Source organism: Kitasatospora sp. NPDC056138 (genome assembly GCF_042264695.1).
Taxonomy (GTDB): domain Bacteria; phylum Actinomycetota; class Actinomycetes; order Streptomycetales; family Streptomycetaceae; genus Kitasatospora.
Map to the genome: position 1 here is coordinate 1 of NZ_JBHJVK010000084.1, position 19,487 is coordinate 19,487.

Annotated in this window: 24 protein-coding genes; all 24 read left to right on the top strand. The window is 73.3% G+C overall.

The features are described from left to right. The coding region (locus tag ACFC1R_RS33670; protein ID WP_375945307.1) for an acyl-CoA carboxylase epsilon subunit at nt 1-159 on the top strand (159 nt) is incomplete at its 5' end. A 276-nt stretch (nt 160-435) separates the two neighbouring features. Further along, nucleotides 436-690, top strand: a complete 255-nt coding sequence (locus tag ACFC1R_RS33675) for an acyl carrier protein (protein WP_375945242.1) — start codon at nt 436-438, stop codon at nt 688-690. Nucleotides 691-730: 40 nt separating this feature from the next. Further along, entirely contained in the window at nt 731-1,963 is a 1,233-nt protein-coding gene (locus ACFC1R_RS33680) for a beta-ketoacyl-[acyl-carrier-protein] synthase family protein (RefSeq protein WP_375945244.1), read from the top strand. 29 nt (nt 1,964-1,992) lie between these two features. Continuing rightward, the gene (locus ACFC1R_RS33685) at nt 1,993-3,135 is read left to right on the top strand and encodes a beta-ketoacyl synthase N-terminal-like domain-containing protein (protein WP_375945309.1); all 1,143 of its coding nucleotides are present in this window, start codon (nt 1,993-1,995) and stop codon (nt 3,133-3,135) included. Beyond that, on the top strand, nt 3,132-4,100 hold the full coding sequence (locus tag ACFC1R_RS33690; protein WP_375945246.1) for a beta-ketoacyl synthase N-terminal-like domain-containing protein: 969 nt from the start codon (nt 3,132-3,134) through the stop codon (nt 4,098-4,100). The genes ACFC1R_RS33685 and ACFC1R_RS33690 overlap by 4 nt, the downstream gene beginning before the upstream one ends. After that, complete coding sequence (locus ACFC1R_RS33695; protein ID WP_375945248.1) at nt 4,097-4,978, top strand: alpha/beta fold hydrolase; 882 nt, start codon at nt 4,097-4,099, stop codon at nt 4,976-4,978. Before ACFC1R_RS33690 ends, ACFC1R_RS33695 begins: the two co-directional genes overlap by 4 nt. Then, complete coding sequence (locus tag ACFC1R_RS33700; RefSeq protein WP_375945250.1) at nt 4,978-5,994, top strand: thioesterase family protein; 1,017 nt, start codon at nt 4,978-4,980, stop codon at nt 5,992-5,994. The genes ACFC1R_RS33695 and ACFC1R_RS33700 overlap by 1 nt, the downstream gene beginning before the upstream one ends. Nucleotides 5,995-6,020: 26 nt before the next feature. Continuing rightward, entirely contained in the window at nt 6,021-7,205 is a 1,185-nt protein-coding gene (locus tag ACFC1R_RS33705) for a beta-ketoacyl-[acyl-carrier-protein] synthase family protein (RefSeq protein WP_375945252.1), read from the top strand. Further along, nucleotides 7,202-8,230, top strand: coding sequence for a beta-ketoacyl synthase N-terminal-like domain-containing protein (locus ACFC1R_RS33710; RefSeq protein ID WP_375945254.1), 1,029 nt, complete (start codon nt 7,202-7,204; stop codon nt 8,228-8,230). The genes ACFC1R_RS33705 and ACFC1R_RS33710 overlap by 4 nt, the downstream gene beginning before the upstream one ends. A 93-nt stretch (nt 8,231-8,323) precedes the next feature. Next, complete coding sequence (locus tag ACFC1R_RS33715; protein ID WP_375945256.1) at nt 8,324-9,118, top strand: SDR family oxidoreductase; 795 nt, start codon at nt 8,324-8,326, stop codon at nt 9,116-9,118. Continuing rightward, complete coding sequence (locus ACFC1R_RS33720) at nt 9,118-10,098, top strand: alpha/beta hydrolase (protein WP_375945258.1); 981 nt, start codon at nt 9,118-9,120, stop codon at nt 10,096-10,098. Before ACFC1R_RS33715 ends, ACFC1R_RS33720 begins: the two co-directional genes overlap by 1 nt. Then, on the top strand, nt 10,091-10,417 hold the full coding sequence (locus tag ACFC1R_RS33725; protein ID WP_375945260.1) for a hypothetical protein: 327 nt from the start codon (nt 10,091-10,093) through the stop codon (nt 10,415-10,417). The genes ACFC1R_RS33720 and ACFC1R_RS33725 overlap by 8 nt, the downstream gene beginning before the upstream one ends. A 1-nt stretch (nt 10,418) precedes the next feature. Next, nucleotides 10,419-10,826: a hypothetical protein gene (locus tag ACFC1R_RS33730; RefSeq protein WP_375945262.1), complete on the top strand. Its 408-nt coding sequence runs from the start codon at nt 10,419-10,421 to the stop codon at nt 10,824-10,826. Nucleotides 10,827-10,828: 2 nt separating this feature from the next. Beyond that, complete coding sequence (locus ACFC1R_RS33735) at nt 10,829-11,224, top strand: hypothetical protein (RefSeq protein WP_375945264.1); 396 nt, start codon at nt 10,829-10,831, stop codon at nt 11,222-11,224. Between the two features lie 37 nt (nt 11,225-11,261). Beyond that, nucleotides 11,262-12,362: a beta-ketoacyl synthase N-terminal-like domain-containing protein gene (locus tag ACFC1R_RS33740; protein ID WP_375945266.1), complete on the top strand. Its 1,101-nt coding sequence runs from the start codon at nt 11,262-11,264 to the stop codon at nt 12,360-12,362. Between the two features lie 74 nt (nt 12,363-12,436). After that, the gene (locus ACFC1R_RS33745) at nt 12,437-13,378 is read left to right on the top strand and encodes an ACP S-malonyltransferase (RefSeq protein ID WP_375945267.1); all 942 of its coding nucleotides are present in this window, start codon (nt 12,437-12,439) and stop codon (nt 13,376-13,378) included. Nucleotides 13,379-13,412: 34 nt separating this feature from the next. Further along, nucleotides 13,413-13,676, top strand: coding sequence for an acyl carrier protein (locus ACFC1R_RS33750; protein ID WP_375945269.1), 264 nt, complete (start codon nt 13,413-13,415; stop codon nt 13,674-13,676). Next, nucleotides 13,676-14,059: a 3-hydroxyacyl-ACP dehydratase FabZ family protein gene (locus ACFC1R_RS33755; protein ID WP_375945271.1), complete on the top strand. Its 384-nt coding sequence runs from the start codon at nt 13,676-13,678 to the stop codon at nt 14,057-14,059. The genes ACFC1R_RS33750 and ACFC1R_RS33755 overlap by 1 nt, the downstream gene beginning before the upstream one ends. After that, nucleotides 14,056-14,628, top strand: coding sequence for a 3-hydroxyacyl-ACP dehydratase FabZ family protein (locus ACFC1R_RS33760; RefSeq protein WP_375945272.1), 573 nt, complete (start codon nt 14,056-14,058; stop codon nt 14,626-14,628). Before ACFC1R_RS33755 ends, ACFC1R_RS33760 begins: the two co-directional genes overlap by 4 nt. A 12-nt stretch (nt 14,629-14,640) precedes the next feature. Next, entirely contained in the window at nt 14,641-15,381 is a 741-nt protein-coding gene (fabG, locus tag ACFC1R_RS33765) for a 3-oxoacyl-[acyl-carrier-protein] reductase (protein WP_375945274.1), read from the top strand. Nucleotides 15,382-15,508: 127 nt separating this feature from the next. Further along, nucleotides 15,509-16,186, top strand: a complete 678-nt coding sequence (locus tag ACFC1R_RS33770; RefSeq protein WP_375945311.1) for a 2-hydroxychromene-2-carboxylate isomerase — start codon at nt 15,509-15,511, stop codon at nt 16,184-16,186. A 71-nt stretch (nt 16,187-16,257) separates the two neighbouring features. Next, complete coding sequence (locus tag ACFC1R_RS33775) at nt 16,258-17,244, top strand: alpha/beta hydrolase (RefSeq protein WP_375945276.1); 987 nt, start codon at nt 16,258-16,260, stop codon at nt 17,242-17,244. Nucleotides 17,245-17,252: 8 nt separating this feature from the next. Beyond that, the gene (locus ACFC1R_RS33780; protein ID WP_375945278.1) at nt 17,253-17,789 is read left to right on the top strand and encodes a hypothetical protein; all 537 of its coding nucleotides are present in this window, start codon (nt 17,253-17,255) and stop codon (nt 17,787-17,789) included. 125 nt (nt 17,790-17,914) lie between these two features. After that, entirely contained in the window at nt 17,915-19,465 is a 1,551-nt protein-coding gene (locus ACFC1R_RS33785) for a DHA2 family efflux MFS transporter permease subunit (protein ID WP_375945280.1), read from the top strand. Nucleotides 19,466-19,487 lie beyond the last annotated feature (22 nt).

The window sequence follows — 19,487 nt, forward strand, 5'->3', positions numbered from 1 at the left end:
CGCGGCTCCCTCACCGACGAGGAACTCGCCGCCCTCACCGCCGTCCTGCTGGCCCGCGCGGCCGCCGCCCGGGCCGCCGCCCAGACCGCCGTGGTGCGGCTGCACGGCTGGCGGCCGGCCGACTACACCTCGCCGGTCAGCTGGCGGCGGGCCGCGTAGCCGCGCGGCCGTGCAGCCCGCCGTGGGCCGGCTGTCCCACCGTCCGTCAGCCCGCCCGCCCGCCCGTCCGCCCGTCAGGGCGTCCGTCCGTCCGTCGGCTGTCAGGAAATTGCCAGCCGAATTGAACGCCGGGTTAAGCCCGGAAGTGGTTGGCATCAAGTTGCCGCACTGATTGTCCTCCCGTGTCCTGTCTGAATAACGTGATGAGCACCGCGGAGGACTTCGGCAAGTCGACCGGTCCTTCTCCAAGCTGTCCGAGAGAGAGCGAGGCCCGCCATGGCGGCCACCACCGCAGAACGCCAGGAGACCATCAAGGAGATTGTCTGCGACATCCTCGAGATCGACCCGGACGAGGTGACGCAGACCAGCCGTTTCAAGGAGGAGCACGACGCCGACTCGCTGCGTGCGATCGAGATCCTGGCCTCCCTGGAGAAGACGTTCGGGATCGTCATCAACCAGTCCGAGCTCGGCCGGATGGTGAATCTCGACGGCGTGTACGAGGTGGTCGCCGAGTCGGCCGGATGGAATTAGTCCACCGCCGGATTCCGGCCCGCCAGATATCGGGGTGAACATGTCTGATGTACCGGCAAACAGGGTTGTCATAACCGGGCTCGGCGCGGTTTCCAGCATCGGTCTCGGGACCGCCGAGTTCCTGGCCGGGCTCCGGTCGGGGCGCAGCGCCGCCAAGCCGATCACCGCGTTCGACACCGAGGGCTTCGAGCACGCGAACGGCTGCGAGATCGTCGACTTCGAGCCGGGTGAGTGGATCCGGAACTTCGACGTCGATGAGCTCGGCAGGGCCAGCCAGTTCTCGGTGGCGGCCTCCCGGATGGCGGTCGCCGACGCCGATCTGGCGGAGGAGGACCTGCGCACCCGCCGCTGCCTGATCTCGATCGGCACCACCGACGGCGAGTCGCGGGACCTGGACCAGCTGGTGGAGACCGAGGTCAGGGAGGGCCCCGAGCGGATGGACCGGACGGTCGCCGCTCGGGTACCGGCCGGCCGGCTCTCCGCCGCCGTGGCCCGTGAGTTCAGGCTCAGCCAGGTCGAGGCGGTGACGTTGCCTACCGCGTGCGCGGCGGGCAACTACGCCATCGGCTACGGGTACGACGCCATCCGGTCCGGCGAGGTGGAGTTCGCCCTCTGCGGCGGCGCCGACGCGCTGTGCCGGAAGACCTTCACCGGCTTCTACCGGCTGGGCACCATCGCCCCCGAGCGCTGCCAGCCCTTCGACATCGACCGCAAGGGCATCCTCACCGGTGAGGGAGCCGGGGTGCTGCTGCTGGAGAGCCTGGAGTCCGCGCTCTCGCGGGGTGCGCACATCTACGCCGAGGTGCTCGGCTACGGGCTCAACTGCGATGCGTACCACCCGGTCGCGCCGAACCAGGACAGCGTGGCGCAGTGCATGCAGCGGGCGCTCGACGGCGCGGGCGTGAAGCCCGAGGAGGTGGACTTCATCTCCGCGCACGGCACCGGGACCAAGGCCAACGACGTCACCGAGGCGCGGGCGATCCGCCAGGTGTTCGGCGACCGGACCCCCAGGACCGTCTCGATCAAGTCGATGATCGGCCACAGCATGGGCGCCGCGAGCGCGCTGGCCTCCATCGCCTGCGCGCTGGCCATCACCGAGGGGTTCATCCCGCCGACCATCAACCACGTGGCGACGGACCCCGAGTGCAACGTCGACTGCGTGCCGAACCAGGCCATCGAGGCCGACCTGCGGGTGGTGCAGAACAACGGCCTGGCGTTCGGCGGCAACAACTCGGTCGTGATCTTCGGCAAGTACCAGGCGGCCCGCCAGTGACGGCGGCCCTCCCGGTGGAGCCGGGCACGCTGAGCCAGGCGGTGGTCGGCCTGGGCGCCGTCACCAGTGTGGGCGACGGGGTGGACGAGGTCTTCGACGCGCTGTGCGCGGGCCGTTCCGGCCGGGCCGGGCTCCGGGGCTTCGACCGCAGCCGCTTCCGGGCGCAGCACGCGTACGAGATCGACGACCGCCCGGCCGGCGGCGGGGACGTACCGGGCCGGGCCACCCGCTGGCTGGTCCGGGCGATCGAGGAGGCGGCCGAGGACGCCGGTCTCGGCGAGGACCTGGCCGAGGTGCCGATCCTGATCGGCACCGGGCTGCGGGAACTGCGCTCGGCCGAGCTGAAGTGGCGGGACGGGGCCGAATTCGACCTCGCCGCACTGCACTTCGGGACGGCGCTGCGGGCGCGCTTCGGTGCGGTGCGCACGTACACCTTCTCCAACGCCTGTTCGGCCTCGCTCTACGCCCTGGCGATGGGCAGCGACCTGCTGGCGGCCCACGGCGCGGACACGGTCATCGTCGCCGGGGTCGACACGCTCACCGAGAGCATGTACGGCCTGCTCGACCGGGTGCACATGGAACCGCCGGACCGGGTGCGGCCGTTCGACCGCGACCGCAAGGGCGTCCTGATGGGCGACGGGGCCGCCGCGGTGGTCCTGCGCCGGGACGGCGCCGGGTCCGGTGGCCGGGTCCGCGGCCGGCTGCGTTCGGTGCACGTCAACTGCGACGCCTACCACGTGACCGCGCCCGACCCGGACGGCGTCGCAGAGGCGGTCCGGGGCGCGCACCGGCTCGCGGGCGTCAAGCCCGAGGACATCGACCTGGTCCTGCTGCACGGCACCGGGACGCTGCTCAACGACGAGGCCGAGGCCACGGCGATCGGCCGGGTCTTCGGCCCGCACACGGGCAGCCCGCTGATGACCGCGGTGAAGTCGATGACCGGGCACACCTCCGGCGGCTCGGGGCTGCTGAGCCTGATCGTCGCGCTGCGCTCGCTGGAGTCCGGCCGGGTGCCGCCGACGGTCGGTCTGCGGACCCCGGTGGCCGAGGCCGCGGACTTCCGCTTCGTGCAGGGCACTTCGGCCCTGGCCGAGCTGAGGCTCGCCCAGGTGGACGCGTTCGGATTCGGCGGCGTCAACGCGGTCGCCGTGGTGGAGAGGGCGGACCAGTGAACCCAGCGGGAATCCTGGTGACCGGGGTCGGACTCGCGCTCCCGGGCGCGAGCCGGCCGACGGACCTGCTGCGGTCCGCGCCGACCGCGGGCTCGCCCGCGGTGGACCCGGCGGCCGTGCTCGGCAGGCGCGGACTGCGGTACAAGGACCGGGCCTCCCAGCTCGCGCTCTGCGCCGCCCGGGACGGGCTGCGCGCGGCCGGGCTGCTGGAGGACGAACTCACCGTCCCCGGTGGCTCGGTGGGCGTGGTGGTGAGCTCCAACCTGGGCAATCTGGACACCGTCTGCGGTGTCGCGGACGAGATCGGGGAGCTCGGCGTCAACGGCATCAGCCCGATGGGCCTGCCGAACGCCTCCAGCAATGTGATCGCCTCCTCGGTGGCGATCAGGTACGGGCTGCGCGGGCCGAACCTGATGGTCTGCAACGGCGCCACCTCCGGCCTGGACGCGGTGTACTGGGGCGCGGCCATGGTCGCGGCCGGTCGCGCCGACCGGATCCTGGTGATCGGGGTGGAGACCAGCAACCGCTGGGTCAGCGGCCTGTCGGGCCGGCCGGAGGACCAACTCCTGGACGGCGCGGTGGCCCTGGTGCTGGAGCGGGCCGAGGCCGCCGGGGCACGCGGCGCCGTCGGCACCGCCGTCCTCGGCCGGTACACCAGGGCGGCCGGGGTGGACGACTGCCTGGACCGCCTGCTCGACGGGTCCGGCGAGGCGCCCGCCGCCTGGTTCGTCCCGGAGGGCGGGCCACCGAGCGGCCGGCTCGCCGCCGACGTACCGCGCAGCGACCTCAGCGAGGTGTTCGGCGCGTCCTCGGGCGCCCTCGGGGTGCTCCAGTGCGCCGCCGCCACCGGCTGGTTCGCCGCGAACGGGGCGGACGGGCGGCGCCCGGTGCTGGTCACCGCCGGCACCGACCGGGACGACGCGGTCGCCGGGTTCCTGCTCGCCCCGGCCGGGGCCGCCGGATGACCGCCGGCCCCGCCCCGGTGACGGTGCGGCTGCGGCGGGCCGGGCGCGGCCCCGCACCCCTGCGGGTGCTGCTGCTGCACGGACTGGCCGGCGGCGCCAACGTCTGGGACGACTACCTGGGCCTGGCCGACCACGGCCACGAGCTGTGGGCCGCCGAACTGCCGTGGCGCGCCGAGGCGGTGCCGGACTGGCCGCGGCAGTCGCCGGCGCACTGGACCGCGCAGGCGATGGCCCGGGTGCCCGGCGGTCCGGACGTGGTGGTGGCGCACTCCTTCGGCGCCGCCGCGCTGCTCGCCCTGCTCGACGGGCAGGGCGTGCCGGCGGCCGACCTGGCGCCGGCCGGGGTGGACGCGTTCACCTGGCACGGGCTGCGCGGGGTCGTCCTGGTCTCGCCGTTCTACCGGGCCGACCCCGGGCAGTTCGACTGGGAGACGATCTCCTACTACCTGAACGGGTTCGACCGGATCCTGGCCGACGGCCTGCGGGTGCGCTCCGGCGGCCGGATCGTCGGCGAGCTCCGCCAGGAGATGGCACTCAAGGTGCGGGAGCGGATCGGCCCCTACGGGTGGACCGGCTTCTTCGACACCTATCTGCGGACGCCGTACCTGGACACCCGACGCCTCGCCGGGCCCTGCCTGGTGATCGGCGGGGCGGACGACTTCGCGGCCTTCCCCGCCGACAGCGAGGCGCTGGGCGCGGCACTCCCGGACGCCACCGTGAAGATCCTCGGCGACTGCGGCCACTTCGCCATGATCGAGCGCGCCGCCGAGTTCGCCGCGCTGACCGACAGCTTTCTCACCGCTGCCGCGACCCGGACCCGACCGGGTCGGGGCGGCGGGCGCCCGACACCCAACCAGCATGCAAGGGAGCAGTTCTGATGCCCGCAGTGACCGCCGAGGCCGTCAAGGCGCTCGTGGAGACCGAGACCAGCGTGCAGCTGCGGCCGCGCTACGAGGGCTCCAACATCAACACCTGGATCGGCTTCAAGCACGTGAACTACCTGGTGGAGGAGGCGATCCTGGAGCACTTCCGGGCCGCCGGCCTGGGTAGCCGCCTGCTGTTCGAGGAGTACGGGCTCGGCCTCGACGTGGTCGACCTCGACACCAGGATCCTGCACGCCTTCCACCAGGACGACGTGGCCCGGGCCGTGGTGGTCCCGAAGGCCCCGGACGCGGGACAGCTGCTCGGCTTCACCGTCGTCCTGTACGTCGAGCGCGACGGCAAGGAGCTGAAGGCCGTCACCGCCAAGGCCAAGGTGGCGCTGCGGGTGGACGGTTACCTGGAGCGGGCGGCGGTGCCCGCCGAGCTGGCGCGCTTCACCGTGGAGCGGATCGGAGCCCTCACCGAGCCGGGCGAGCACCACGGCGCCGAGGTCGCGGTGGCCGCCAACACCGCGCTCTCCGAGGGCCGGGGCACCTCCGGCGCGGACCCGGTGCTGGCCCTGCTGCTGGCCGGGTCGAACGCCTTCGGCTGGAAGTGGCGGATCCCCTACCCGTACTGCCACTTCAACGAGCGGCTGGCGCTGTCGGGGTACCTGCGGCAGGTCGAGGAGGTCGTCGACCTCTTCCTGGCCGACCGGGGCATCTCGATCAAGACGCTGCTGGACGACCGGAAGTGGATCCCGGTGGTGCCGCACTCCCGGATCCAGTTCCTCGACGAGGCGCTGATGGAGGAGGACCTGTACACCGTGTTCACGGTGGAGGAGGTCTTCAAGGACTTCACCTACACCGCCAGGACCGACTTCTACGTGGTCCGGGACGGCCGCCTGGTGCAGACCGCCACCGGCCGGATCACCCACGGCTACGCGGTGTTCGAGAACCGGCGCGACTGGAGCCTGGTCACCTTCGACGACCGGGTGGTGCGCGCGTTCAACGGCGAGCCCGCCGCGCACTGAGACCGACCGGACCGGAGGGGGACCCGATGAACGACGTGCTGATCACCGGCCTGGGTGTGATCTCCCACCTGGGCAGCGGACTCGACGCCTTCTGGCAGGGCCTGAGTGCCGCGCAGAGCGCCCCGTCGCGGGTCCCCGACCCGGACGCGCGGATGGACCTGCCGCTGATGTACGCGGTGCCCGAGGCGGACCTGCCCCCGGGGCCCGAGCGCTACGGCGACCTGGTGCTGGGCCGGGGCTCGCGGCTCGCCGTCGCGGCGGCCGCCCAGGCGGTGGCCGACGCGGGCCTCGGCGACGTGCCGCCGCACCGGGTCGCGGTGGTGATCGGCACCGGGATGGGCGACTCCGGGCTGCACGAGGAGTGGCGGACGGCCGGCCGGCCCGGCTCGGGCCCGTGGTCGCCGGTGTTCTCGGTGGCCTCGGCGGTCGGCTCCTGGTTCGGCGCCGAGGGCGCCAACTCCAGTGTCAGCAACGCCTGTGCGGCCAGCGGCTTCGGGCTCTCGCTGGCCGCCGACCTGATCCGCTCGGGCGAGGCCGACGTGGTGGTGGCCGGTGGCGCCGAGGCGTACTCGCGGGTCGCGCTGGCCTGCTTCAACCGGCTCGGCGCGATCGACCCCGAGCGGTGCCGGCCCTTCGACCGGCACCGCAGGGGGACCCTGTTCGGCGAGGGCGCCGGGATGATGGTCCTGGAGTCCGCCGCCCACGCGCGGGCCCGGCACGCCCCCCGCACGTACGCCAGGCTGGCGGGCATCGGCTGGAGCTGCGACGCCCACCACGCGACGGCCCCCGAGCCGACCGGGGTCCAGATCACCCGGGCGATGCGGCAGGCGCTGGCCGAGGCCGGGGCCGGGCGCGACGAGGTCGGCTGTGTGGTGCCGCACGGCACCGGGACCGAGCTGAACGACACGGTGGAGAGCCAGGTGCTCAACGCGGTGCTCGACGCCGGGCCCGACCGGGTGCCGCTCTACAGCCTCAAGGCCCTGCTGGGGCACACCGGCGGCGCCGCCGCCGCGCTCGCCACCGTGGCGGCGGCGCAGATCCTCTACCGCAGGACCGTCCCGCCGAACGCCGTCACCGGCGAGCAGGACCCGGAGTGCAAGGTCTTCCTGCCGACCGCGGCGCAGCCCCTGGCCGGACGGTTCGCCCTGGTCAACGCGTACGCCTTCGGCGGCAACAACGTATCGCTCGTCCTGCAGGAGGCCGGGGTATGACCGCGTCGCAGAGCTTCACGTCCCCGGTGGACCTGGTGGTCTCGGGCATCGGGGTGGTCACCCCGTGGGCGGACGCGCCGGTGGCGGCGGTCCGCGGGCCCCGCCCGCAGGGGCCCGAGGACTGGTTCGACCACCGCGAGCGGCTCGGCCCGCGCGGCTACAAGTACCTGCCCGGTGCCACCCAGTACTTCCTGGCGGCGACCAGGCAGGCGCTCGCCGACGCCGGGGAGGTCCGCCGGGACGGGGACCTGGCCGACGAGCAGCGGCGCGGTGCGGCGGTCGGCACCAACAGCGCGGCCGTGGCCCTGCACGAGTCGATGGACCACACGGTGATCGCCGAGGGCGCGAACGCGCTGAGCCCCGCCACGGCGCCGTACTTCTCGATCAACCTGTTCGGCAGCCGGCTGGCCACCGAACACGCGCTCAAGGCGTTCAACCTCACCCTCACCTCGCCCCGGGTGGCCGGTCTCGAGGCGCTGGAGGCGGGGGCCAGGTCGGTGTCGGCGGGCCGGGCGTCCTGGCTGCTGGCCGGTGCCACCGAGGAGGCGCTGCCGCCCGCCCACCCGGGGGCGGCCGCGGGCGAGCGCGGAGCCGTCGCCCTGGTCCTGGAACCGGCGGCGGACCTGCGGACCAGGGGCGGGCGCGGCTACGGCCGCTGCCGGGTGCGCAGCTTCTTCCTGGCACCCGACGGCGCGGCGTCGCCGCAGGGGCCCGAGCGGGCCGGGGCCCTGATCGACCGGGCCCTGGCCGGACTGGGCGCTCCGGGGGGACTCGGCCGGTTCACCGGCGCCGGCGGCCGGGTGGTCGCCGTGCTCGACGACTCGCCGGTGGCCGCCGCGGTGGCCACCGCCCTGGGCCCGGGGGCGGGCCAGGTGGCGGCCGGTGCGGGATCGCTGGAACCGCTGCTCCAGGTCGCCGGGGCGCTGGCCGAGCTGCCGGGACCGGTGCTGGTCGTCACCGCGGCCCGGGAGGGGAACCTGGCCCTCGCCCTGCTCACCCCGACAGCCGCCCGCCGGGCCGGCTGACACCGGCACAGGCACCGGCTACCGGCACCGGCTACCGGCACCGAGACCGCCCGCCGGGCCGACGGACCGCCCGCGAACGAGGAGAGAGAGTTCATGACGACGTCACTTGAGGGGACCTGGAGCCTGATTCTCGGGGCCTCCAGCGGGATCGGGCTGGCGAACGCCAGGGCCCTGGCACTGGAAGGGGTCAACGTCCTGGGCGTGCACTTCGACACCGCCGAGGGGCAGGAGAAGACCGCCGCGACCGTCGAGGAGCTGCGGGCGACGGGTGCGGCGGTGCACTTCTTCAACGCCAACGCCGCCGCCGCGGCCACCCGGGCCGAGCTGGTCCCGCGGTTCGCCGAGCTGACCGGCGGCAGGCCGCTGAAGATCCTGCTGCACTCGCTCGCCTTCGGCACCCTGCTGCCGTACCTCCCGGCCGACGGCGGACCGGCCATGACGAACCGTCAGATGGACATGACCCTCAACGTGATGGCGCACTCGCTGGTCTACTGGACCCAGGACCTGCACCGCGCCGGACTGCTCGGCGAGGGATCCAACATCTTCGCCATGACCAGCGCCGGGGACCAGCGGATCAGTGCCAACTACGGTGCGGTCTCGGCCGCCAAGTGCGCACTGGAGTCGCACGTCCGGCAGCTGGCGGTGGAGTTGGCGCCCAGCCGGGTCGCGGTCAACTCGCTGCGGGCCGGGGTGACCGTCACGCCGTCGCTGGAACGGATCCCCGAGCACCGGACGCTGGTCGAGCTCGCCACCCGCAACAACCCGCACCGGCGGCTGACCAGGCCCGAGGACGTCGCCGAGGCGGTGGTGCTGCTGTCACGCGCCTCCTCCTCGTGGATCACCGGGAACATCATCGGCGTCGACGGCGGAGAGGCGCTGACCACCTGATGCCCGCCACCGTCCCCACCGACCGGCCGCCGGGCGACCCCGCCCGCCGGCTGCCCGGCCCGCTGCGCGTGCCCCACGCCGTGCTGAGCGCGGTCGGTCTGGCCGCCCGGCACGCCTTCGAGCTGTACCACCCGCCGACCGCCAAGCCCGGCCGCACCCCGCTGAACAAGGGCCTGCCGCTGCGCGAGTTCGTCCTCACCACCACCCGCGACCGGATCCCGCTGCACGGCTGGGTGGTGCCGGGCCGAGGGCCGCACACCGTGGTGCTCTGCCACGGCATGGGGCGCACCAAGTCCAGCACCCTGGGGCACATCGAGCTGCTGCACCGGGCCGGCTGGCACGTGGTCGCGTACGACCTGCGCAACCACGGGGAGAGCGGCCGGGACCGGCGCTGGCTGAGGATGGCGGACCGGTTCACCGGGGACCTCGCGGACGTGCTGCGCTGGGTCCGCGCCGACCCGGAGCTCGGCGGCGGCGAGATCGCGGTGTACGCCTTCTCGTTCTCCACCTGGGTGGCCCTCAGCGTGCTGAAGCGGCTCGACGACCGGGTGGCGGCGGTGGTCTGCGACAGCGGCCCGATGGCCGACATCCGGGCGGGGCTGGCCCACTACGCCGGGCTGCGCAGGTCGACGCTGCCCGAGCCGCTCCGCGCGGGACCGGGCTTCGCGGTGTACCGCGCCGGCTTCAGCGCGATCTGCGGACGCATGCTGGCCGCGCCCGACTGGCCGCCGGACCTCGGCCGGGTACCGACCCGGCTGATGTTCGTCGCCGGGGGCCAGGACACGGTCGTCCCCGAGTCCCGGATCGCCCCGGTGGCGGACCGCTACCCGGACGCCGAGCGCTGGACGGCGCCCAACGCCATGCACATGAACGCGATTCGCTTCGACCGGGAGGAGTACCGGGAGCGCCTGCTCACCTTCCTGACCCGGTCCTTCGCCACCCCCGGCCCCGAGCGGAGGAGGACAGCCGTCCATGGATGAGTACCTGCTGATCGAGTCCCAGGGCCCCTGGGGCGGTCCCGGCGCCGACCGCTTCGTCGCCGACGCGGTACGGCTGCGCGAGAGCGGCCACCCGGTCTCGCTGTTCCTGGTCGAGAACGGCGTGACGGCTGCGCTCACCGGCGGCGCGCCCGTCCTGGACGAGCTGCTGGAGCTCGGCGGACAGCTCTGGGTGGACGCCTTCTCGCTGGACCACCGGGCGCTCGGCCCGGACCGGCTCCTGCCCGGAGCACAGCTGGTGGACATGGACCGGGTGGCCGCGAAACTGCTCGAACCCGGGGTCCGGGGGGTGTGGCACTGAGATGGGACGACAACTCCCCCGGGCGGACGTGCTCCTGGCCGTGATGGGCGGTCCGCACATCAACGACACGGTCACCAGTGCCGTCCGGCTCGCCCAGGCGCTGCTGGAGCGCGGCGCCACCGTCCAGATCTGGACCTGCGGCCACGCCACCGGACTCACCAAGCAGTCCCTCGGCCCCTCGAAGCCGCGCAACCTGGAGAACTGGGAGTACGACTACCCCTCCAGCGCGACCCTGGCCAAGGAGCTGCTGGACACCTTCCCCGAGCAGCTCACCTGGTACTCCTGCCGGTTCTGCACCGAGGAGCGGGGATCCCAGCCGCACATCGCGCAGATCAGGCTCCGACCGCCGTTCAAGTTCACCGAGCACCTGGACGCCGTCGACAACGCGCTGTTCCTGGGGGTGTGCTGACCATGGCCGACGACCGGAGAAGGCTGCTGATCATCGAGCGGGCCTACCGGGGCGCGCTGGAGACCCAGTTCGCCGACGTGCTCTACCTCGCCCGGGAGCTGAACCGGCAGCAGGGCGGCACGGACATCCTGCTGCGCGGGCTGGCGGTCACCTACGCGGCGGCCGGCGCCGGTCCGGCACCGGCCGTGACGGTCGGCAGCCGGAAGCTCGAAACCCTGCCCGCGCCACGGGACTCGGTGCAGAGCCTGCTGGACCACGGGGCGACGGTCTGGGCCGAGGAGGTGGACCTTGCCGCCTTCGAGACCGGCCCCCACTGGCTCCGGCCCGGCGTCCGCAGAGCCGGGCCCGCCGACCCGCTGCCGGACTGGTCCTCGTACCGCGGCGTCTACTTCCTGTGATCCGCCGGATCCCGAACTTCTCGAAGGAGCAAGCCCGATGGAAACCTCCGCCGCCGTGCGCGGCCCCCTGATCTCCGCCTGGTCGGTGGTCTCCCCGTTCGGGATGGACACCGCAGGCTTCGCCTCCGGACTGCGCTCGGGCCGTGCCGCCGACCTCCCGCTCGACCCCGGGTCCTGGCAGGTGCCGGTAGCACGGGCCTGCCTGGTACCGGGGTTCAGCAACCGCGAGGTACTGGGCCGCAAGGGCACCCGGTCGATGGACCGGGCGACCGGACTCGCGGTCGCCGCCGTCGGCCGGCTGCTCCAGGACCCCCGGGGCGAACGCATCCCGGGCGTGGGCGAGGACGCGGCCCTGGTGCTGGGGACCAACACCGGAAGCGCCCAGAGCATCATGGACTTCACCCGGGACTCACTGGTCCAGGAGAAGCCGTTCTTCGTCGACCCGGCGCGGTTCCCCAACACCGTGATGAACTGCGCGGCCGGCCAGTCCGCGATCTGGCACCGGCTCAAGGGCCCCAACACCACCATCGCGGGCGGCCGGGCCTCCGGCCTGCTCGCCCTCAACTACGCGATGCGGCTGAAGAAGTCGGGGCACGCCGGGACCGTGCTGTTCGGCGCGGTCGAGGAGTTCTCCGCGGCCAGGTCCTGGCTGGAGTGGCACACCCGGGGCCGCACCGAGGCGGTCCTCGGCGAGGGCGCCGCCGTCCTGCTCCTGGAGTCGGACGAGGTCTCCGCCGAGCACGGGCGGCCCGGCCTGGCCGAGGTGCTCGGCCTGGAGTTCGGCGTCTACCACGAGCCCGGCACGGAGTACGCCGTACTCGTCGACTGCGTCCGGCGGCTGCTGGCACGGACCGGCCTGCAGCCGGACGAACTGCGCTACCTCGCCGACTCGCACGCCGGACAGGACGCCGCGACGGCCGAACGGGACGCGCTGGCGGAGGTGTTCGGCGGCCACCGGCCGGAGCGGGTCCGGTGCGCCGAGCTGATCGGGGACACCAACGCCGCCGCCGCGGCGTTCCAGATCGCCGCCGTGCTGGCCGCCGCCGAGGGGCAGCCGGACGCCGCGGGCGGGACCGCCCTGATCACCTCCATCGACCGCGACGGCGTGGTGGGCTGCGCCGCACTGCGACTGTGCTGACCGTGCCGGGCCCCGGCCGGGCCGGCCGACCCGACACCGACACCGACACCGACGCCGACGAGAGGAGACCGATCATGACCCCAGGGACCACCACGACGGCGCTGCTCTTCCCCGGGCAGGGCACCCAACGCGCGGGCATGGGCGAACCCTGGCGCGACACCGACAGCTGGTCGCTGGTGCCGGAGCTGTCCGAACTGACCGGCACCGACGTCGAGGAGCTGCTGCTCAGGACGGACGACGAGTCGCTGCGCCGCACCGACCTGGCCCAGATCGCCGTCTTCAGCCTCTCCGTACTGGCCCACCGGGAGTACGTCGGGCTCGGCCTCGACGAGGAGCCGCCCGCCTTCTTCGCCGGGCACAGCCTCGGCGAGTACACCGCGCTGGTCGCGGCGGGCGCACTGTCCTACCGGGACGCGGCGGGGCTGGTCGCCGTCCGGGGCCGGGCGATGCGGGCGGCCGCGGCGCTCCGCGAGGGCAGTATGTGCGTCCTGCTCGGCGTCGAGGCGGAGACCGTCCTCAAGGCCGTCGAGGAGGCCAGGGCGGCCGGCCAGGAGGTCTGGGTCGCCAACCTCAACGCGCCCGGCCAGGTGGTGATCTCGGGTACCGCGGCCGGTCTGGGCCACGCCACCGGCCTGGTCGAGGCCCCCGGCGTCAAGGCGGTCTCGATCCCGGTCGGCGGGGCCTTCCACAGCCCGCTGATGGCCCCGGCCGCCGAGCAGCTGAGACCCGCCCTGGCCGGGGTCCCCTTCGCCGACGGGCACCGGCCCGTGGTGGCGAACGTGGACGCCGCCGCGCACACCGCCGCCGACCGCTGGCCCGGGCTGCTGCTCGACCAGTTGGTCAGCCCGGTCCGCTGGGAGCAGAGCGTCCGGGCACTGACCGGCCCGCTGGGCTGCGGCCGCCTGGTCGAGCTCGGCCCCGGCCGGACCCTGGCCGGAATGGCCCGCCGGATCAGCCGGCCGACCCCGGCCGTGTCCCTGAACACCCCGCAGGACCTGCGCGCACTGCGCCCCTGACCACCCACCGAACACCCACCCAACGGGAGAGAACATGTCCGAGACCGCAGCCATCGCCCTGGACAAGGAAGACCTGCGCCGCACCGTCGCCGACGTCCTCGACGTGGACGAGGCCGAACTGACCGACGAGGCCGACTTCGTGGAGAACCTCGGGGTCGACTCGCTGATGGCCCTGGAGGTCATGGTCGTGCTGGAGAAGAAGTACTCGGTCAAGCTCGGCGAGTCCGAGCTGAAGGAGGTCACCTGCCTGCAGAAGGCGTACGACCTGCTGGCGGCCAAGCTGCAGGACGCGGCCTGATGCCCGTCCGCGCGGCCGGACCTGTCCAGGGCACGCCGAAGGTGCTGGCGAACGGCCCCGACCTGGTCGCCGTCGAGGTGACGGTCGAGCCGGGGGAGCAGGTCTTCCCCGGCCACTACCCGGGCTTCCCGATCTTCCCCGGGGTCTGCGTGGTGGAGTACGTCCACCTCGGGGCCCTGGCCACCGCACCGGCCCCGGGCCTGCGGCTGGAGGCGATCGAGTCCACCCGCTTCCTCAGCCCGGTCTTCCCCGGCGACCAGCTGGTGGTCGAGCTGGACTGGCAGCGCAAGGGCGACAGCTGGCGCTGCAAGGCCACCGCCGGCACCGGACGCGGCCGGGCCGCGGCGGTCCGGCTCCGCTTCGCCGAAGGGAGTGCCCAGTGATCACCATCAGCGGGATCAAGCGGATCCTGCCGCACCGCTACCCGATGCTGCTGGTCGACCGTGTCGACGAGCTGGTCCCCGGCGAGCGGCTGACCGCCCGCAAGGCCGTCACCGCCAACGAGCCCTGGTACCAGGAGCTCACGGCGGAGGCGACCGACGAGCAGCACGCCTACCCGCCGGTGCTGCTGGTCGAGTCCTGGTGCCAGGCGGCCGGCGTGCTGGCGGCCTGGGACACCCCCAACCCCGACGTCCTGGCCGGGCAGGTGATGCTCTTCGGCAGCATCTCGGAGGTGGTCTTCCACCGCCCGGTCCTGCCCGGGGACGTCCTGGAGCACCGGATCCGGCTGGTCCGGGCGCTCAGCGACACCGTGATCTTCGAAGGCGAAGCCCTGGTGGACGGCGAACCGGTCCTGGAGGTGGGACGGGTGGTGATGGCCATGCGCCCGGCCACCGAGCTCACCGAGGCCGCCGCGGACCACACGAGCACCGCCGGCCACGAGAGCGCAGCGGACCACGCCGGCGCCGCCGATCACGCCGTCGACACCGACCGAGCCGTCGCCACCAACTGAGGAGAAGGACAGATGTCGGCCACAACAGGCAAGGTGGCGCTGGTCACCGGAGGCTCCCGGGGAATCGGCCGGGCCACCGTGCTGCGCCTCGCACGGGACGGCCACGACGTGGCGTTCTGCTACCGCTCACGACCGGACGCCGCACAGGAGCTGGAGAAGGAGGTGGCCGAACTCGGCGTCCGGGTGGTCGGCCTGCAGGCCGACGTCGCCGACGCGTCCTCGGTCCGCGCGCTCGTCGCGGCCACCGAGGACCGGCTCGGTGCCATCGACACCGTGGTCACCTCCGCCGGGATCGTCCGCGACCAGCCGCTGCTGTTGATGAAGGACGAGGACTGGCACCAGGTGCTGGACACCAACCTGGACGGCACCTACCACGTCTGCCGCTCGGTGGTCTTCGAGATGATGAAGCGCAAGTCCGGCTGCATCGTGAACATCTCCTCGGTGGCCGGGGTCTACGGCAACCCGACCCAGAGCAACTACTCCGCCTCCAAGGCCGGCATCATCGGCTTCACCAAGGCGCTGGCCAAGGAGGTCGGCCAGTACGGCATCCGGGCCAATGTGGTGGCCCCCGGCTTCATCGAGACCGACATGACCTCCGGCCTCTCGGACAAGGTCAGGGAGCAGGCGGTGCGGAGCGTCCCGCTCCGCCGGCTCGGCCGGCCCGAGGAGGTCGCGGACATGGTGTCGTTCCTGGTCGGCGCCGAGTACGTGACGGGAGCGGTCTTCCAGGTCGACGGGGGCATCGTTGTCTGAGTCCCCCGCGCCGTCCGGGCCCGCCGACTCCGCCGACTTCGCCGACTCCGCCGCGCCGTCCGGGTCCGCCGCGTCCGGGGCGAAGCGCGGCAGGTCGCGCCACGTCCCGCCGCGCTTCTACTTCTCGCTGCGCAGCCCGTACTCCTGGCTCGCCTACCGCGACCTCCTGGACCGGTACGGCGACCTGGTCGGCCGGTTGGAGTGGCGGCCGTTCTTCGAGCCGGACGAGCAGAGCGCCAAGGCGCTGGCGGAGGCCGGCGGCAGCTTCCCGTACGTGGCGATGTCGCGGGCCAAGCACCTCTACATCCTCCAGGACGTACGCCGGCTCGCGGGCGAGCGAGGGCTCACGATGGCCTGGCCGATCGACCACGAACCCTGCTGGGAGGTTCCGCACCTGGCCTATCTGGCGGCCCTCGACGCGGGCCGAGGCGCGGAGTTCGTCGCGGCCGCCTACCGGGCCCGGTGGGAGGAGGGCCGGGACATCTGCGACCGGTCGGTGATCGCAGAGCTGGCCGCCGGGCTCGGCCTGCCGGGCGGGCGGCTGGCCTCGGCGGCCGACGACCCGCAGCTGCGGGCCCGCGGCGTGCAGGCGCTGCTCGCGGTGGACCGGGACGGCGTCTTCGGAGTGCCGTTCTTCGTCGACCGCTACGACAAGTACTGGGGCGTCGACCGGCTGCCCGCCTTCGCCGCCGCCCTCGACGGCGCTGCGGCGGCGGCCCCAAGGCAGCCCGCCGCCGCGCTGCCGGAGGCCGGGCCCACGGCCGCGCCGGGCGGCGACCTGGGGCACGCCGGAGGTTGCGGCTGACGCCCAACTTGACTGTGCCGTATGCATAATGAGGTCGGGGGACATGTCACCGTGACCGGGGGAGGACTCAGATGGACGCTGGAGCGCAGGACTCGGTGGACCCCGGCGGGACGGCGGGGGCGCCGCCCGCGTCCCGCCCACGTCGGGTGACTCCGCTGACCAGGGCCCTCGCCGCGCTGGCCGTCCCGGTGGTCCCGCTGTACGCGGCCTTCCTCTCGTACCTCGTCTTCCATCCGCCGCGCCGCCCGCACCACCGGACTCCCGAGCAGTTCGGCCTCGACGCCGAGGAGTTGCTGATCCCGCTGGACGGCAGCCCGGCCGGCCGGGGGCGGAGCCTGCACGTCTGGCTCTGCCCCGGCGGCTCGGACCGGGTGGTGGTGGTCGGGCACGGTATCGGCCTGAGCAAGTCGGCGAGCCTGGCCCAGGCGCAGTTCCTGCACGAAGCCGGCTACACGGTGGCCATGTTCGACCACCGCAACCACGGGCGCAGCGGCACGGACCGGGCCTCCTGGGGCCTGAGCCGGCGGCACACCGACGACGTGGCGGCGGTGCTGGAGCACCTGCGCCGCGAGGCCGGGTACGCCGACGCCAGGTTCGCGGTCTTCGGGTTCTCGTTCTCCACCTTCCCGTCGCTCTACCTGCTCCGGCGCCCGGACTGCGCGGTGGACGCGATCATCTGCGACAGCGGGCCGGCGCTCGAACTGCCGCCGCTGTTCCGCAACTTCGTCCTGGCCAAGGGGGTCCCGGTGCCGGCTCCGCTGCGGACCGAGCCGTCACTGGGGCTGCTGGGCCGGGTGTTCGGCTCGATCGGCACGGCGATGCTGCACGCCGAGTGGCCACCACCGGCCGAGGACGCCTATCTGCGGACACCGGTGCTGATGCTGGCGGGCGACAGCGACAGCATCATCCCGGTGGAGGGGGTCCGCGCGCTCGCCGACCGCTACCCCGGGGCCGAGGTGCGGGTGCTCCCGGGGACGGAGCACCTGCAGGGGATGAAGACCGCCCCGGAGGAGTACCGCAGCGCCGTACTCGACTTCCTCAAGCGGGCGTTGGGGTAGCGGCCGCGATGCAGAACCCACGGGTCTGGGGCGCTCGCCCCGAGGAGCTGGCAGCCGACTACCCCTGCGACGGCCTGCTGGCCGGGCCGGTCGAGGAGTGGTTCCGGGCCGTCACGGTACGGGCCGATCCGGACACCGTCTTCCGCTGGCTGTGCCAGCTGAAGGTCGCGCCGTACAGCTACGACGGCCTCGACAACTTCGGCCGGCGCAGCCCCAGGGAGCTGACGCCCGGGGCGGACTCGCTGGAGTGCGGGCAGCGGGTCATGACCATCTTCGAGCTCACCTGCTTCGAGCCGGGCCGCCATCTCACCATGGTGATGGAGACCCCCTGGGCGCGACGGCTGTTCGGCGACTACGCGCTCAGCTACACCGTGTCGGGGGACGCCGCCGGTCACACCAGGCTGGTGGTCAAGATGCGGGTGCGCCACGGCACCGGGCTGATCGGGTCGATCCGGGACCGGACGATGCCCTGGGGCGACCTGCTGATGATGTCGCGTCAGCTGCACACCCTCCGCGAGCTGGCGGAGCAGGCCGTCCGGCAGTAGGCCGACGGCCACCGAAGTGGCAGGTAACTGCCAAGCAACCGGGATTCGTTGACCGGCGATCGGCAGCATGAGGACGATTGGTCGCGGCGCGGCGGGTCCGCGAACCGATTCCGAGAGGTACTCCCATGGTTCAGCAGCTCGCCGGGCACGAGTCGGAACAGGGCGCGGTGAAGGACCCGGCCCCGCCGGGGCTCCGGCGGTGGTTCGCGCTCGGCGTCCTGATCCTCGCCCAGCTGACCGTCTGGCTGGACAACACCATCCTGAACGTGGCCCTGAACACCCTGGCCTCACCGGACGAGGGGATCGGCGCCACCACCAACCAGCTCCAGTGGAGCATCAGTTCCTACACCCTGATCTTCGCCGTGATGCTGTTCACCGGTGGCGCGCTCGGCGACCGCTACGGCCACCGCAGGCTGCTGCTGACCGGCATGGTGGTCTTCGCCGCCGCCTCGCTCTGGGCCGGGCTGTCGACCACCGCGCCCCAACTGATCACCGCCCGCGGTGCGATGGGCATCGGCAGTGCGCTGATCATGCCGGCCACGCTGTCCCTGCTCGCGGTGGTCTTCGACGAGCGGGAGCGTCCGCTGGCGATCGCGATCTGGTCCGGTGCCAGCGGCCTGGCGATCGCCGCCGGTCCGCTGGTCGGCGGTGCGCTGCTGGAACGGTTCTGGTGGGGTTCGGTCTTCCTGGTGAACCTGCCGCTGGTCGGCATCGCCCTGGTCGGCGCACTGTTCCTGCTCCCGGCGGCCCGGACCGCGCACCGGGTCAAGCTCGACCCGCTCGGCGTGCTGCTGTCCACCGTCGGTCTGCTGGCCGTCGTCTACGGCATCATCGAGGGCGGCCACCGCAGCGACTGGACCAGCCCGGTGGTGCTCGGCACGATCATCGGCGGCCTGGTCGTCCTGGCCGTCTTCGTCCGGGTCGAACTCCGGGTGGAGAACCCGAGCTTCGACGTCCGGCTGTTCGGCAGCAGCAAGTTCGCGGGCGCCAGTGTGGCGGTGATGCTCACCTTCTTCAGCCTCAGCGGCTCGATGTTCTACACCTCCTTCTACCTGCAGGGGGCGCTGTCGCAGACCCCCTTCGAAGCCGGCCTCAACCTGGTCCCGGTGGCCGTCGGCGTGCTGCTGGGTGCGCCCCTCTCGGCGCCGCTGGTCCGCAAGCTGGGAGTCGGCCCGGTGGTGGCGGCGGCGATGTTCGTCGCGGCGGTGACCTTCCTCGCCTACCTGGGGCTGGGGCTGCACACCGCGATGGCGTGGTTCTGGCTGCTGCTGCTGGTGCAGGGGCTGGCGATGGGCGCCGCCGTCGCGCCGACCACGGAGGCGGTCATGTCGGTGCTGCCGCCGGACCGCACCGGTGCCGGATCGGCGGTCAACAACTCCATGCGGCAGATCGGCGGGGTGCTCGGCGTCGCGGTCCTGGGCTCGCTGCTGAGCAGCACCTACAGCGCCGACGTGGCACCCAAACTGTCGGCGCTCCCCGCCCCGGTGGCAGCGGTGGCGAAGGAGTCCGCCGAGGCGACCCGCCAGGTCGCCGGGAAGGTCGGCCTCCCGCAGCTGGTTGACGCGGCCGACCAGAGCTTCCTGCACGCCATGCACGTGACCTCGGTGGTCGGCGCGATCGTGGGCGGCCTCGGCGCCGTGGTCATCTGGTTCGCCTTCCGGCGGGCCCGGAGCTGAGGCCGGGGGCGCGGACCGGGCG

Excerpts from the sequence above, each read along its gene's own strand:
- ACFC1R_RS33730 (WP_375945262.1), top strand. The coding sequence starts at position 10,419 with ATGGGACGACAACTCCCCCGGGCGGACGTGCTCCTGGCCGTGATGGGC.
- ACFC1R_RS33675 (WP_375945242.1), top strand. The coding sequence starts at position 436 with ATGGCGGCCACCACCGCAGAACGCCAGGAGACCATCAAGGAGATTGTC.
- ACFC1R_RS33695 (WP_375945248.1), top strand. The coding sequence starts at position 4,097 with ATGACCGCCGGCCCCGCCCCGGTGACGGTGCGGCTGCGGCGGGCCGGG.
- ACFC1R_RS33705 (WP_375945252.1), top strand. The coding sequence starts at position 6,021 with ATGAACGACGTGCTGATCACCGGCCTGGGTGTGATCTCCCACCTGGGC.
- ACFC1R_RS33745 (WP_375945267.1), top strand. The coding sequence starts at position 12,437 with ATGACCCCAGGGACCACCACGACGGCGCTGCTCTTCCCCGGGCAGGGC.
- ACFC1R_RS33735 (WP_375945264.1), top strand. The coding sequence starts at position 10,829 with ATGGCCGACGACCGGAGAAGGCTGCTGATCATCGAGCGGGCCTACCGG.
- ACFC1R_RS33700 (WP_375945250.1), top strand. The coding sequence starts at position 4,978 with ATGCCCGCAGTGACCGCCGAGGCCGTCAAGGCGCTCGTGGAGACCGAG.
- ACFC1R_RS33775 (WP_375945276.1), top strand. The coding sequence starts at position 16,258 with ATGGACGCTGGAGCGCAGGACTCGGTGGACCCCGGCGGGACGGCGGGG.
- ACFC1R_RS33755 (WP_375945271.1), top strand. The coding sequence starts at position 13,676 with ATGCCCGTCCGCGCGGCCGGACCTGTCCAGGGCACGCCGAAGGTGCTG.
- ACFC1R_RS33715 (WP_375945256.1), top strand. The coding sequence starts at position 8,324 with ATGACGACGTCACTTGAGGGGACCTGGAGCCTGATTCTCGGGGCCTCC.
- ACFC1R_RS33710 (WP_375945254.1), top strand. The coding sequence starts at position 7,202 with ATGACCGCGTCGCAGAGCTTCACGTCCCCGGTGGACCTGGTGGTCTCG.
- ACFC1R_RS33780 (WP_375945278.1), top strand. The coding sequence starts at position 17,253 with ATGCAGAACCCACGGGTCTGGGGCGCTCGCCCCGAGGAGCTGGCAGCC.
- ACFC1R_RS33680 (WP_375945244.1), top strand. The coding sequence starts at position 731 with ATGTCTGATGTACCGGCAAACAGGGTTGTCATAACCGGGCTCGGCGCG.
- ACFC1R_RS33720 (WP_375945258.1), top strand. The coding sequence starts at position 9,118 with ATGCCCGCCACCGTCCCCACCGACCGGCCGCCGGGCGACCCCGCCCGC.
- fabG (WP_375945274.1), top strand. The coding sequence starts at position 14,641 with ATGTCGGCCACAACAGGCAAGGTGGCGCTGGTCACCGGAGGCTCCCGG.
- ACFC1R_RS33785 (WP_375945280.1), top strand. The coding sequence starts at position 17,915 with ATGGTTCAGCAGCTCGCCGGGCACGAGTCGGAACAGGGCGCGGTGAAG.
- ACFC1R_RS33740 (WP_375945266.1), top strand. The coding sequence starts at position 11,262 with ATGGAAACCTCCGCCGCCGTGCGCGGCCCCCTGATCTCCGCCTGGTCG.
- ACFC1R_RS33750 (WP_375945269.1), top strand. The coding sequence starts at position 13,413 with ATGTCCGAGACCGCAGCCATCGCCCTGGACAAGGAAGACCTGCGCCGC.
- ACFC1R_RS33725 (WP_375945260.1), top strand. The coding sequence starts at position 10,091 with ATGGATGAGTACCTGCTGATCGAGTCCCAGGGCCCCTGGGGCGGTCCC.